Genomic DNA, 13,964 nt, shown 5'->3' on the forward strand with positions numbered 1-13,964 from the left:
GATCGCCGCGCGGCGGCAAGCCGTCGTGGTGGCGGTGGGACGGCTGACCCGCCCGCCCGCGTAACCCGGCCCGTAAACCCGCCCGCGCAGCCCGGTCCCCTCCCAAGCCGCTTGGACTCTTCGCGCGGGCACTTGGACGTTCACCGCCGCGCCGTCCATGGGACTTCCCCAAGTCATCCGGCCTCACTACGTTCCGGGCGGTAGCACCGGAATCGGGAGGATCACTTGACCACGGACATGTCACGACGGCGTCTGTTCGCACTCGGCGGAGGCGCCATCGGCGCGGCGGCGGCCGGGTCGCTGCTCCCGCCCTCCCTGCAGGCGGCGCTGGCCGCCGAGCCGCCGTCGGGCGGGCTGCGGGCGGTCAAGCATGTGGTGATCCTCATGCAGGAGAACCGGTCCTTCGACCACTACTTCGGCACCCTGCGCGGCGTTCGCGGCTTCGGCGACCGCAACGCCGTCGAACTCCCCTCCGGGAAGCCCGTCTTCGAGCAGCCGGGCCCGCTGCGCACCGTGCTGCCCTTCCCCGTGCGCGACGCCGCCGAGACGCAGAAGAAGGACCTCCAGTACATCGGCGACCTCGACCACTCCTGGGGCGGCGGCGCCAAGGCCTGGCGTGACGGCTGGATGGACGGCTGGATCTCCGCGAAGACCGCGGCGACCATGGCGTACTACGACCGCCGCGACATACCCCTGCACTACGAACTCGCGGACACCTTCACCATCTGCGACGCGTACCACTCCTCGATCCATACGTCGACGAGCCCCAACCGCAACCATCTGTGGAGCGGCTGGACCGGCTTCGAGGCCGACGGCAGCCGCGCTGTCACCAACGCCGCGTACGCCGAGGGCACCCACCCCGGCTACTCCTGGCCGACGTACGCCGAGCGGCTCGAGAAGGCCGGCCGCAGCTGGAAGACGTACCAGGAGTGGGAGAACTTCACCGACAACAACATCGAGTTCTTCACCAGCTTCAAGAAGATCGCGCGCAAGGCGCTGGCCAAGGCCGGCGACTTCACCTTCATGGAGGCCTTCTACGCGAAGGTGCGCGACACCCAGGACACCGCCGAGCGCGCACGGCTGCTCGCGGCGCTCGAAGAGGGCGTGGCGACGCTGACCAAGAGCGAGCGGTCGCTCTTCGAGCGCGGGCTCCGGCGCGGTGAGACCGGCTCCCTCGCGGACCAGTTCCGCGCGGACGTGGCGGCCGGCACGCTCCCCGAGGTGTCGTACCTGGTGCCCTCCGCGATCGACTCCGAGCACCCCGGGTCCTCCTCGCCGATCGCGTCGGCCACCCTCGTCTACAAGGTGCTGGACGCCCTCGGCTCCCACCCCGACGTCTGGCGGCACACCGTCGTCCTGATCAACTACGACGAGAACGACGGCTTTTTCGACCACGTACCGCCGCCGGTCCCGCCCGCCGACAACACCGAGGAGCGCTGGCAGGGCAAGCCCACCGGCCTCGGCATCCGCGTCCCGCTGCTCGTCGTCTCACCCTGGTCGGTCGGCGGCTACGTCTGCTCCGAGGTGTTCGACCACACCTCGGTGGTCCGGCTGCTGGAGAAGTGGACAGGCATCGAGGAGCCCAACATCACCAGCTGGCGGCGCGCTGTCACCGGCGATCTGACCTCCGCCTTCGACTTCCGGCGCGGCAGGCCGCAGCCCGACGTGGAGCAGCCGGGCGCGATCCCGCCGTTCACGGGACGCTGGCGGCCCGTGCCGCCACTGCAGCAGCACATGCCCGTGCAGGAGGAGGGGACCCGGCCCGCGCGGCCACTGCCGTACCAGCCCGACGCCTACGGCAAGGTCACGGGCGACGCCTTCACCGTGGTACTCAGCAACAGCGGGCGCGCGAGCGCCCACTTCGCGCTCTATCCGTACGCCGGTGAGTTCCCCGTCCCGCAGCACAAGGACGTAAGGGGCAAGGCGCAATGGTCGGTACCCCTTACCGGCGACGCCTACCGCTTCACGATTACCGGGCCGAACGGCTTCCGGCGCGAGTTCGCGGGCGACGTCGAGGGCACCGCGCAGGTCTCTACGTCCATTGACCACCACGACCGCGACCTGCACCTCACCCTGTGCAACGGCGGCAGCAAGCCGGTCACCTTCACCATCCGCCCGCTGGCGTACGTCGACGAGGCCGACCTTGACGACTGGACTCGCACCGTCACGGTCAAGGCGGGCCGCAGCCGCACCGTCGTGCACTCGGCGGCCGACGCGCACGGCTGGTACGACATCGAGGTGACCACCGACAGGGACACCGGCTTCCGCCGCCTGATGGGCCACATCGAGAACGGGCGGGCGAGCGTCTCCGGTTGAGAGCTGAGAGCTGAGAGCTGAGAGCTGAGAGTTGAGAGGCGCGCGGGGGTCCGGGACCTTTTCCCTGGCTCCCGCACGCCCCTGTGAGTAAGCCCACGAAACGGGCAACGGATCACTATTGACTGCCAGAATGTCCCTTTGAGGTCAAGAGTTCTTTGCGGGCGGTTCCCGATCAAAGATCCACGAACCACCCAGGGAGCAAGTCTGTTGGCAGCAGTAGCCCGTTGGTGCATCACGCACCGACTCGTAGCCGTCGTGCTCTGGCTCCTCGCTTTCGGCGGCGTCGCAGCCGCCGCGGGCGTATCGGGAACCGCGTACTCCAACGACTACGACGTCCCGGGCACCGAGTCCGGCCGGGCAACCGCCCTCCTCCAAGGGGGCTTCCACGGCCAGGGTGGCGACAGCGACACCATCGTGTGGCACACGGACAGCGGCAGCGTGCGCGCCGTCGGCGTCCGGCGGCCCATGTCCGAGATGCTCGACGAGGTCGCGAAACTCGACGGGGTCGCCTCCGTCAACAGCCCGTACGGCAACGACGGTGCCGACCGGACCAGCCCCGACGCGCACACCGCGTATGCCACCGTTACCTTCGACCAGCGGGCCGACTCCATCCCCAAGTCGCAGATCGAAGCGGTCGTCGCCACGGCGAAGGCAGCCCAGAGCGACGCAGTCCAGGTCGAGCTCGGCGGCAGCGCCGTCGCACTCACCGTAGCGCCCACCTCCCATGTGGCCGAGATCGTCGGCGTGGCCGTCGCTGCCGTCGTCCTCTTCCTCGCTTTCGGCTCGCTCGCCGCCAGCGTGCTGCCCATCGCCACCGCGCTGGTCTCGGTCGGCACGGCGTACGCGGGCATCGTGCTCCTCGGGCATGTGATGACCGTCGCCGACTTCGCGCCGATGCTCGGCGTACTGATCGGGCTCGGCGTCGGCATCGACTACGCGCTGTTCATCGTCACCAGACACCGCAGGGGCCTGCGGCGCGGACTGCCGGTGGCCGAAGCGGCCCAGGACGCCGTTGCCACCACCGGCAGGGCCGTCGTCTTCGCGGGCGCCACCGTCTGCATCGCCCTGCTCGGCATGCTCATTCTGCGACTCGGCTTCCTGGGCGGCGTCGCGATCGCCGCCTCCCTGACCGTCATACTCACCGTGGCGGCGTCGGTGACCCTGCTGCCGGCCCTGCTGTCCTTCATAGGCATGCGGGCGCTCAGCCGACGCGAGCGACGACGGCTCATCGAGCGCGGCCCGCAGCCCGAGCTGCCGACCGGCTTCGCCGCCCGCTGGTCCGCCTTCGTCGAGCGCCATCCGAAGCTGCTCGGAGCGGTCGCAGCCATGGTCATGCTGATGCTCGCCCTGCCGACGTTCTCGCTGCACCTCGGCACGTCCGACCAGGGCAACGGCCCCCCCACCTCCACCACCCGCCAGGCGTACGACCTGCTCGCGGAAGGTTTCGGGCCCGGCGTCAACGGCCCGCTCACCCTCGTCGCCCGTCTCGACGGCGCGGACGACCGCCTCGCCATGGACGAGCTGCCCGACGCCCTGCGCGGCGACGACGGCATCAAGTCCGTCGGCCCGGTCACGTACAGCGGCAGTGGAGACACGGCGGTCCTCACCGTCGTACCGGACTCGTCCCCCCAGTCGAAGTCGACCAGTGAACTCGTCGACCGGCTGCGCCAGGACGTCCTTCCCACCGCGTCGGACGGCACGTCCCTGGAGGTGCACGTCGGCGGAGTCACGGCGAGCTACGACGACTTCGCCGAGATCGTCGTCGGCAAACTGCCGCTCTTCGTCGGCGTCGTGATCACACTCGGCTGTCTGCTCCTGCTGCTTGCCTTCCGCTCGATCGGCATCCCCCTCAAGGCCGCCGCGATGAACGTGGCCGCGGTCGCCTCCTCCTTCGGGATCGTCGTCGCGATCTTCCAGTGGGGGTGGGGCAGCGAGCTCCTCGGGCTCGGCAGAGCGGGCCCGATCGAGCCGTTCCTGCCGGTCATCATGGTCTCGGTGCTCTTCGGGCTCTCCATGGACTACCAGGTGTTCCTGGTCAGCCGGATGTACGAGGAGTGGCTGGAGACCGGTGACAACCGGCGGGCGGTACGGGTCGGCCTCGCCGAGACCAGCCGCGTGATCAACTCCGCGGCCGTGATCATGATTTCGGTGTTTCTCGCCTTCGTCCTCAGCGGCGACCGGGTCATCGCGATGTTCGGTATCGCGCTGGCTGCGGCAGTCGCGCTGGACGCGTTTGTGCTGCGTACGCTGCTGGTGCCCGCGCTCATGCACATGCTGGGCGGAGCGAACTGGTGGCTGCCGCGCTGGCTGGACCGCCGACTGCCGCGTATCAGCATCGAACCCCCCGAGTGCCGTGTGCATGCGAAGATCCCTGGGCAGCGCGCGAGCGAGGACGGACAGCTCGTGCCGTAACCGGGCAGGGGGAAGACGATGTTCGCGATATCGCTGGGTGACGACGGGGCGGAACTGCGGCCGCTGGAGCCCTGGCGGGCCGAGGAGTACCTCGTCCACATGGACCGGGGCCGGGAGTTCATCGGCCAGTACGTCGCACTGGCCACCGCCGCGACCGATGTCGACTCGGCGCGGGCTTTCCTCCAGTCGTACGCCGACAAGCAGGCCCGGGACGGCGGGCGCATCTACGGGATCTGGCTGGACGGGACCCTCGTCGGCGGTGTTCTGTTCCGCATCTGGGACACCGCGAGCGGCACGTGTGAGGCGGGCTGCTGGCTGGAGCCGTCGGCCGCCGGGCGCGGGCTGGTCACACGGGCCGCGCGCGTGATCATCGACTGGGCGGTGTACGAGCGTGGAATGCACCGTGTCGAGTGGCAGGTGGCCTCGGGGAACACCGCGAGCATCAATGTCGCCAAGCGGCTGGGGATGGTGCGGGAGGGCGTGCTGCGGGAGAGCTACCCGTACAGGGGCGTACGGCACGACATGGAGGTCTGGTCGGTGCTGGCGCCGGAGTGGCGGGAGCTGCGGGAGCAGGAAGGCCGCTGAGGACCCGGTCACTGAGGGGCCGGTCGCTGAAGGGCAGTCGTCAGGGGCCGGTCGTCGGGGGCCGGCTCGTTAAGAGGACTCTCAGAATCGGCCCCTAGCGTGCGGCGCATGAACCCCACGGAGACCAAAGAGACCACCCACACGACCGACGTGACAGACGCGCCCGACGCGGCTGCCACCGAGCCGGTCGAGCTCGCCGAGCCCGCGACGGCTGAGCACGAAGCGGAGGCCGAGACCGAAGCCGAGGGCACCGACGAGGTGCCGCGCGCCTCCTCCGGCCTCGCAGCCGCCGCCGGGGGCGTCGTCTCCGCCGGCCTCGGCGTCGTAGCGCTCAGCGGGAGCTGGGTCGGCAAGATCGCCGCCGAGAGGCAGGCGCTGATCGGGCAGATCAAAACCTCGCAGGGCGGCACCCCCGCCCAGCAGATTTCCGCGATCTACGGCGACGCCTGGCACTCCACCGCCATGTTCAACGGCATCTTCGCGCTGCTCGCGCTGATCGTCGGCCTGGCTGTGTTCGCCCTGCCGCAGAAGGCCGGCTGGGTACGGGCCTTCGCCGTGGCCGGAGTCGCACTGGGCGTCCTGGGGCTGATCGTCTCCGGCGGCATGTACTTCGACATCTTCCTGTCGCTGCCCAGCACAGGCTCGTAGCGAACTCCCCGACGGCATCCGGCTGGAACCGGTCACCGACGCGGCGGGCGTGGATCTCCTGGCCGACGTGCACGAGCAGGCCTTCGGCACGAGCGGGGCCCGGCTGCGCGAACAGCTCCTCACCTAGCTGGCCCAGACGCCGGACACCATCGGCATGACCGTCGCGCTGGCCGGCGAACAGCCTGTCTGCGGGGCGCGGATGGAACTCCACCCGGGCACCCACTTCGCGAGCCTCTGGGGCGGCGGCACCCTGCCCGCCTGGCGCGGCCGTGGCATCTACCGGGCGCTGATCGCCCACCGGGCCCGTATCGCCGCCGTGAGCGGCTACCGCTTCCTGCAGGTCGACGCCTCCAGCCAGAGCCGCCCGATCCTGCAACGGCTCGGCTTCGCCCCGCTGAGCACCACCACTCCTTACGTCTACGAGCAGCGGCCCTAAGGGCGGGCGAGCAGGGGCCTTAGGCGGTAGACGTACGCGTCCCCGCCGCGTCTAAGGCCCCCCGCCGCGCGAAGATGCGGCACCCTCCCGATGTGGCGGACCCCCCTGGGCGACGAGAGTCGAGGCACCGCAAGACGCCGAGAGAACTCACAACCAGGGAGTACGAGATGTTCGAGTACGAGATGCAGCAGCTCCGTCAGGCCGAGCTGATCCGCGAGGCCGACACCGAGCGGCTGGTCCGGCAGGTGCGTAAGGCCCGCCGTGCCGCGAGGCGGGCCGCCAAGGACGCGGAGGGCCGGGTGAGTCCGGACCGCGACCGCTTCACACGGGCCGCGTAAGACGGCGTGACCTCGCGTGATGACTGTCATCCCGATCAAAAAGGGTGCCGCGTTGTCAGAGGGCTGTGCGATGCTCGGCGACGTGGAGACCAGGTCCGTCAGCCCGGTGTTCGTCGGCCGCGCCGGCGAACTGACCGCGCTCACCAACGCGCTCTCCCGCGCCGCCGCGGGAGAGCCGCAGGCGTTGCTCGTCGGGGGCGAGGCGGGGGTCGGCAAGACCCGGCTCGTCGAGGAGTTGCTCGCTGAGGCCGCCCGCCGCGAGGCCGTTGTCGCGGTCGGCGGATGTGTCGAGATCGGCGCGGACGGGCTGCCGTTCGCGCCCTTCTCGACCGCGCTGCGCACGCTCCACCGCCGACTGCCCAAGGAACTGGCCGAGGCGGCCGCCGGCCAGGAGGACGAGCTGGCGCGGCTGCTGCCCGAGCTGGGGGAGACGTTCCGCGGACAGCAGGGCAGGCACGACGAGGAAGGCATGGCCCGCCTCTTCGAGCTCACCGCGCGGCTGCTCGAGCGGATCGCCGCGGACCGCACGATCGTCCTGGTGCTCGAAGACCTGCACTGGGCCGACGCCTCCACCCGTCACCTGCTCGCCTACCTCTTCCGCACACTGCGCCGCGGACGGCTCGTCGTGATCGCGACGTACCGCTCCGACGACGTCCACCGGCGCCATCCGCTGCGGCCCTTCCTCGCCGAGCTCGACCGGATGCGCACGGTCCAGCGCATCGAGCTGACCCGCTTCAACCGCGGCGAGGTCCACCGCCAGATGGCCGGGATCCTCGCCGCCGAGCCCGAACCGGCCGTGGTGGACCGGGTCTTCGAGCGCTCGGACGGCAATGCGTTCTTCGTCGAAGAGCTCGCCTGCAGCATGGCCAACGGCTGCCGCACGGGGCTGACCGACTCCCTGCGCGACATCCTTCTCGTACGCGTCGAGGCGCTGCCCGAGGACGCCCAGCGGGTGGCGCGGATCGTCGCTGAGGGCGGCTCGACCGTGGAGTACGGGCTGCTGCGCGCTGTCGCCCGGCTGTGCGAGGACGACCTCATCGAGGCGCTGCGGGCCGCGGTGGGCGCCAACATCCTGCTGGCCACGCCGGACGGCGACGGCTACCGCTTCCGGCACTCCCTCGCACGCGAGGCCGTGGGGGACGATCTGCTGCCCGGCGAGCGCTCCCGCCTCAGCCGGCGGTACGCGGAGGCGCTGGAGGCCGACCCGTCGCTCGTACGGTGCGAGGAGCGGGCCATGCGGCTCGCCAGCTACTGGTACCACGCGCACGACGCCGCGAAGGCCCTCCCCGCGGTGCTGAGCGCCTCGGTCGAGGCGCGGCGACGGCATGCGTACGCCGAGCAACTGCGGCTGCTGGGGCGGGCGATGGAGCTCTGGGACAGCGCGCCGGACGAGGTACGGGCCGCGCTGCGGCCGGTCGACTACGCGGAGGCGTACCCTCCGTGCGGCTGCGATCCGGCCACCACGCCTCTGCGCTTCCTCGACCTGATGGCCGAGGCGTCCGTCGCGGGCCGGCTCAGCGGTGAGAAGGAACGCGCGCTGAAGATCACCAAGCGCGGGCAGCGGCTGGCGGAGGCGGAGGACGACCCGCTGCGCGGCGCCTGGTTCTCCGTCCAGCGCTCCCGGCTCGTCTCGTCGCTGGGCCGCGGCGACGGGTGGGCGGAGCTGGCGGCCGCGCAGGAGCTGGTGCGCGGACTGCCGCCGTCCGCCGTCCACGCGGAGGTGCTCGCGGAGGCGGCGAACTGGGGCATGGTGCACGACCCGGGGCCGGGCAGCCTGGCGACCGCCGAGCTTGCGGTGGAGTACGCGCGCATGGTCGGCGAGGAGGCCAACGAGCTACGGGCCCGCCTCACCCTCGGCAGCCTCATGGTCGACGCGGGCAACGTCGACGAGGGGCTCGCGGAGATGTACGCGGTCAAGGAGCGGGCGGTCGCCCTCGACCTGCCCGCGCACGTGGGGCGTACGCATGTGAATCTGCCGTCCGCGCTGGAGGGCGTGGGCCGCTCACGGGAAGCGGTCGACATCCTCGCCCAGGGCGTCCAACTCTCCCGGAAATACGGCCTGTTGGACACCGAGGCCTGGGTCCTGGCCAACCTCGCCGAGTCGTACAGCTCGCTCGGGCGCTGGGAGGAGACGGCCGAGGCCGCGGAGCAGGCGTTGCGGATCGCTCTGAGCCCGAAGCCCCGGGGGTTCGCTGCGACCCGGTGCGCCTACCTGGCCCTCGACCGGGGCGACTCGGTGAAGGCGGCCGAGCACTTGGAGGCGGCGCGCGCGCACTTCGGGTCCAATAACCCGATGCCGCAGAGCTCCATCCCGCTGCACACCGTGGCGCTGAGCATCGCGGCGGAGCAGGGGCGCGTGCTGGACGCCCGGGCCGAGTTCGAAAGGGCGGCGACGGCGGGCTTCCCGCCCGGGACCCAGCCGTTCGCCTGGCCGCTGCTGCGCGCCGCGGCCACGCTGGAGGCCGATACGCGCGGCCTGCCCGCCGCGGAGCCCGGCCGCGCCGAGGCGCTGGTACGGATCCGCAAGGCGGCCAGAACGCTCGTCACCGCGGTCCCGGTATGGATGGCCCACGAGCGCTGGGTCCGCGCGGAACTGCTGCGCGCCGACGGCGAGGACACGGCCGTCGACTGGGCCGAGGCCGGCACGGCCTTCGAGGCGCTGGAGCGCCCGTACGACCTGGCGAGGGTCCGCCACCGCTGGGCGGAGGCGCTGCTCCAGTCGGACCGGGCGCAGGCGACGGAGTTGCTGCGCCAGGCGTCGGCGACGGCCCAGCAGCTGTGCGCGCGCCCCCTGTCCGAGGACATCGCCCTGCTCGCCCAGCGCGCCCGCATCTCCCTGACCGACGACCCTGCTCCTGCGACGGCCGCCACTCCGCGGCGGGGTCCGGCGCTTGGCCTGACCCGCCGCGAGGAGGATGTCCTTCGCCTGGTCGCGGTGGGCCGCAGTAACCGTCAGATCGCCGAGGAGCTGTTCATCTCCCCGAAGACGGCGAGCGTCCACGTCTCCAACATCCTGGCCAAACTGGGCGTCTCGGGCCGCGGAGAGGCAGCGGCCATGGCCCACCGCCTGCGACTGTTCCCGCCCACGGGCGAGGAGCAGTCGGCGGCGTCGGCCTGAGCAGCCAGGGCGGGGTCGCGACGCCTGGCGCCTGGCGGCGGGGGCGCCGCGGCTGGTGTCGGCCACGATCCACGCCCGGAGGCCGCGCCCTGACGGCAGCAGCGCCCCGTCCCGGGCGGCTGGTGCCGCGCCCTGGTGTCGGCCACGATCCACGCCCGGAGGGCGCTCCCAGCGACGGGGCCCGCGGCTGGTGCCCGCCGGGCATGTCCTCAACCGCCGGACGGGCTGGAAAATCCAGCCCCTCCGGCGATTGAGGAGCCGCCCGGCCGCGCACCGCACCCGGCGGCTGGTTCCCGCGAGCGGCAGCAGCTGCACCCCGCGCCCGCCCCGGGCGGCCGGTGCCCGCGCACCGCGCCTGCCAGCGCCGCCGCGATCGGGCACGGCGGGCACCCCGCACCCGCCTCACTCCCGCGGCGGCTTCTCCCCTGCACGGATCGTTACCTTGCCCGACGCAAGGTCTATCGGGCCGTGGCCCGGGTCGTTGTCGCCCACGTCGGCCCTCGTCAGGGCCAGGCGGTTGCGTTCCTCGTCGGTGTGCTTGCGGCCCGGTGCAAAGAACTCCTCGAAGACGTTGAACACAAGCCGTCCACCCCTTACTTCAGCCCCTGCTTCAGCTCCTACTTCACCTCCAGCTGGAGGATCTTGTCGTCCCCCGGCTCGGGTGATCCCCGACGGTCCGTCTCGCTCGTGACGAGCCAGACCTTGGTGCCGCCCACCGACAGGACCGTGCGAAGGCGGCCGTGCTTCCCCACCAGGAACGACTGGGGCTCCGCCGAGGGTTCCGCGCCCGCCAGAGGGATTCGCCAGAGCCGCTCGCCCTTCAGCGCCGCCATCCAGATCGAGCCCGATGCGTACGCGATGCCGCTCGGCGAGGCCTCCGACGTCCTCCACTGGGCCACCGGGTCGACGAAGCCGGACCCGCCGCCCTTGCCCTCCACCTCCGGCCAGCCGTAGTTCTTCCCCGGCTGGATCAGATTGAGCTCGTCCCAAGTGGTCTGGCCGAACTCGGCCGCCCACAGGCGCTTGTCGGAGTCCCAGGCGAGCCCCTGCACATTGCGGTGGCCCCATGAGTAGACGACGGAGCCGGCGTCCGGATTGCCGTGCACCGGCTGCCCGTCAGGGGTCATCCGCAGGATCTTCCCGCCCAGCGACTTCCTGTCCTGCGCGAGCCCTGTGTCACCCGTCTCGCCCGTGCCTGCGTAGAGCATCTTGTCCGGGCCGAACGCGATCCGCCCGCCGTTGTGCACGATGCCCTTGGGGATGCCCCTCAACACCGTGTCCGGCGCGCCCAGTTGCTGGTCGGCGGGCTTCTGCTCGTCGTACAGCAGGCGGGCGATGCGGTTGTCCGACTCGGTGGTGAAGTACGCGTACACCTGATGGTCCGAGGCGAACGAGGGGGAGACCGCCAGGCCCAACAGCCCGCCCTCGCCACCCGGGGAGACCCCCGGCACCGAGCCGATCACGGTCTGCTTGCCGCTCTCCGCGTCGACCCGGCTGATCGTCCCCTCGTCGCGCGAGGCGATCAGCAGATCGCCGTCGGGCAGCGCGGCGACGCCCCACGGCGACTTCAGGTCCTGCGTCAGTGTGGACACCACCTTCACCGAGCCCTTCGCGGGCGGGCCCGTCGGACTCGGCGACCGTCCCGAGGCGGATGCGGAGGGGGCCAGGGTGGTCGACGTCGGCCCCTTCCGGCCGGCCGGCGCCTTGTCGTCACCGGACGAGCACCCGGCCACGAGCAGAAGCACGGCAGCGGCCAACACGGCTGTCACAGCAGGACGTTGCACAGTTCTGATCCCTTCGACGGCTGCTTGAGCTGCCTGACTACTGTTCTTACACCGCAGCCGCCCCGCAGGTTCCCGATCTTCCGCCAAGAGTCAGAAGAACGAGCGACAGCTCACTCAGTCCCAGGATCCCCGCGCCGACGGCAGTCCCGCCACTTCCACCAGATCCCGCCCCGTCAGCTCAAGATCCGCCGCCCCCGCGTTCTGCACCGCCCACTCGTCGCGCTTCGTCCCCGGCACCGCCACCACATTCCGCCCCCGCCCCAGCACCCACGCCAGCGCGACTTGGGCAGGAGACGCGCCATGCCGCTGGGCGATCCGCCGCAGCCCCGCCACCACCGGCTGGTTCGCCGCCATCATCTCGGCCGTGAACCGCGGATGCCGCGCCCGCACGTCGTCAGGCTCGAAGCCCTGCCCCGGCGTGAGCGTCCCCGTCAGAAATCCGTTCCCAAGCGGCATTGCCGCCAGGAAACCCACCCCCCGCGCCTCGCACCACGGCAGCAGCCGCTCCAGCGCCTCCGGCGACCACACAGACAGCTCCGCCTGCACCGCGCTCACCGGGAACACCTGCTGCACCCGCTCCAGCTGCCGGATCGTTCCCTCGTGCAGATGCGCCCCGGAGCGCCTGGACGCGCGCGCCCCCACCGCGCACATGCCCAGCGCCCGCACCTTCCCCGCGCTCACCAGCTCCGCCATCGCGCCCCAGGTCTCCTCGACCGGAACCTCCGGATCCGCCCGGTGCAGCTGATAGAGATCGATCACATCGGTCTGCAGCCGCCGCAGCGAGGCGTCACAGGCCCGCTTCACATACCCGGGCCGCCCATTGGCGACCACATGCTGATCGCCGACGAGCAGTCCGACCTTCGTCGATACGAACGCGTCCCCGCGCCGGTCCTTGAGCGCCCGCCCGATCAGCAGCTCATTGGTGAAGGGCCCGTACATATCGGCCGTGTCCAGCAGACTGCAGCCGGCGTCCAGCGCGGCGTGCACCGTACGCAGCGATAGCTCCCCGCGCTGCTGGGAGCTGCTGTACGCCCAGCTCATCGGCATACAGCCGAGCCCGATCGCGCCCACTTCGAGGGCCGCCGCACCGATTGTCCTGCGCTCCAACTGCCCGTACCCCTCCTTTGGCCCCCGACCAAACTAACCAATGCGGACCGAGGCCCTTCGCATAGCCTCCTGACCATGACTTCAGACGTGTGGCTCCCGATTCCCGCCGACGAGATCGAAGGGCTTCCCGACCCCTCGGACTCGGGCCTCAACTACCTCTTCTGGGACGGCGGTCCCGACTTTCCCGCCGACCCCGCCGACTGTGCCTTCTACGCCGTCCCGTACATGAAGGGCATGGAGGTCGCGGTCCGCCCGCTGGCCGCGATGACGTCCGTACGTGTCGTCCAGACCCTCTCCGCGGGGATCGACCATGTGGAACCGGGACTCGGCTCGCTGCCCGTCGGCGTGCGCCTGTGCAATGCCAGAGGAGTCCACGAAGCCTCCACCGCCGAGCTCACCCTGGCCCTGATCCTCGCCTCCCTGCGCGGTGTCCCCGGCTTCGTGCACGGCCAGGACAAGGAGGAATGGCGGTCCGGCTTCTATCCGGCGCTCGCCGACAAGTCGGTGCTCATCGTGGGATACGGATCGATCGGCGCCGCGATCGAGGACCGGCTCGCGCCGTTTGAGTGCGCGCGGGTGGCGCGCGTCGCGCGCTCCGCCCGCGCTGCGGAGCGCGGCGAAGTGCGCGCACTCACCGACCTGTCCACGCTGCTCCCGGACGCGGACGTCGTGATCTTGTCCATCCCGCTCACCGAGCAGACGAAAGGCCTGGTCAACGCCGGTTTCCTGGCCCGGATGAAAAACGGCGCGCTGCTGGTGAACGTCGCCCGCGGCCCGGTCGTCGACACCAAGGCCCTGCTCGCAGAGGTGGAGAGCGGACGGATCACCGCTGCCCTCGATGTCACAGACCCGGAGCCGCTGCCCCCGGGCCACCCCCTCTGGCACGCCCCCGGTGTCCTCATCAGCCCCCATGTGGGCGGCTCCACCTCGGCTTTCATGCCACGCGCCAAGCGGCTGCTGGCCGGACAGCTCACCCGTTTCGCCGCGGGCGAGCCGTTGCGCAACGTGGTGCTCACGACTGGGAAGTGAACCCTGAGCGCCCGCGCTTCGTGCACTCTATGAAGTCGTTTGATTGCGCCACGTGCCGACAACGGCGCTGGTAGTCACGGAGAGTAGAGGGACTATGTCCCTGAGTGACGAGACTGGTGTATCGTCCCGACCTGGGGGCTGCGCCAGGCAAGGGGCGGTGCAGTAGCGCGACCTGACTGCCGATCAGACTT

General features: G+C 71.1%; 10 protein-coding genes and 1 pseudogene. 8 read left to right on the forward strand and 3 right to left on the reverse strand.

Annotation, left to right across the window (positions count from 1 at the left end; all coding sequences use genetic code 11):
- The first annotated feature begins 225 nt into the window (after positions 1 to 225).
- The 7 genes and pseudogenes from ACH492_RS09720 (at position 226) to ACH492_RS09750 (ending at position 9,853) form a co-directional block, all read left to right on the forward strand.
- The gene (locus tag ACH492_RS09720; RefSeq protein ID WP_398984576.1) at positions 226 to 2,316 is read left to right on the forward strand and encodes a phosphocholine-specific phospholipase C; all 2,091 of its coding nucleotides are present in this window, start codon (positions 226 to 228) and stop codon (positions 2,314 to 2,316) included.
- Positions 2,317 to 2,523: 207 nt separating this feature from the next.
- Positions 2,524 to 4,728 (forward strand): MMPL family transporter, encoded by a 2,205-nt coding sequence (locus tag ACH492_RS09725; RefSeq protein ID WP_398984578.1) that lies wholly within the window; start codon positions 2,524 to 2,526, stop codon positions 4,726 to 4,728.
- An 18-nt stretch (positions 4,729 to 4,746) separates the two neighbouring features.
- Positions 4,747 to 5,313 carry a GNAT family N-acetyltransferase gene (locus ACH492_RS09730; RefSeq protein ID WP_398984580.1) on the forward strand — a complete coding sequence of 189 codons (567 nt, stop codon included), beginning with the start codon at positions 4,747 to 4,749 and terminating at the stop codon, positions 5,311 to 5,313.
- 99 nt (positions 5,314 to 5,412) lie between these two features.
- Positions 5,413 to 5,961: a hypothetical protein gene (locus ACH492_RS09735; RefSeq protein ID WP_398984582.1), complete on the forward strand. Its 549-nt coding sequence runs from the start codon at positions 5,413 to 5,415 to the stop codon at positions 5,959 to 5,961.
- A gap of 1 nt (position 5,962) precedes the next feature.
- A pseudogene (locus ACH492_RS09740) lies at positions 5,963 to 6,397 on the forward strand (GNAT family N-acetyltransferase); the annotation flags it as partial.
- A 167-nt stretch (positions 6,398 to 6,564) separates the two neighbouring features.
- Positions 6,565 to 6,735: a hypothetical protein gene (locus ACH492_RS09745; RefSeq protein ID WP_398984584.1), complete on the forward strand. Its 171-nt coding sequence runs from the start codon at positions 6,565 to 6,567 to the stop codon at positions 6,733 to 6,735.
- A gap of 70 nt (positions 6,736 to 6,805) precedes the next feature.
- Positions 6,806 to 9,853, forward strand: a complete 3,048-nt coding sequence (locus ACH492_RS09750; protein WP_398984826.1) for an AAA family ATPase — start codon at positions 6,806 to 6,808, stop codon at positions 9,851 to 9,853.
- 402 nt (positions 9,854 to 10,255) lie between these two features.
- Here the strand turns inward: ACH492_RS09750 and ACH492_RS09755 are convergent, their stop codons facing one another.
- From ACH492_RS09755 to ACH492_RS09765, 3 genes are all read right to left on the reverse strand, one after another.
- Positions 10,256 to 10,432, reverse strand: coding sequence for a DUF6191 domain-containing protein (locus ACH492_RS09755; RefSeq protein WP_398984586.1), 177 nt, complete (start codon positions 10,430 to 10,432; stop codon positions 10,256 to 10,258).
- Between the two features lie 38 nt (positions 10,433 to 10,470).
- Positions 10,471 to 11,622, reverse strand: a complete 1,152-nt coding sequence (locus ACH492_RS09760; RefSeq protein WP_398984588.1) for a PQQ-dependent sugar dehydrogenase — start codon at positions 11,620 to 11,622, stop codon at positions 10,471 to 10,473.
- Positions 11,623 to 11,751: 129 nt separating this feature from the next.
- The gene (locus ACH492_RS09765) at positions 11,752 to 12,744 is read right to left on the reverse strand and encodes an aldo/keto reductase (protein ID WP_398984590.1); all 993 of its coding nucleotides are present in this window, start codon (positions 12,742 to 12,744) and stop codon (positions 11,752 to 11,754) included.
- Positions 12,745 to 12,819: 75 nt separating this feature from the next.
- Between ACH492_RS09765 and ACH492_RS09770 the strand changes: the two genes are divergently transcribed.
- The gene (locus ACH492_RS09770; RefSeq protein ID WP_398984592.1) at positions 12,820 to 13,773 is read left to right on the forward strand and encodes a 2-hydroxyacid dehydrogenase; all 954 of its coding nucleotides are present in this window, start codon (positions 12,820 to 12,822) and stop codon (positions 13,771 to 13,773) included.
- Positions 13,774 to 13,964: the final 191 nt, after the last annotated feature.

The sequence above is a fragment of the Streptomyces sp. NPDC019443 genome (genome assembly GCF_044389785.1).
GTDB lineage: Bacteria > Actinomycetota > Actinomycetes > Streptomycetales > Streptomycetaceae > Streptomyces.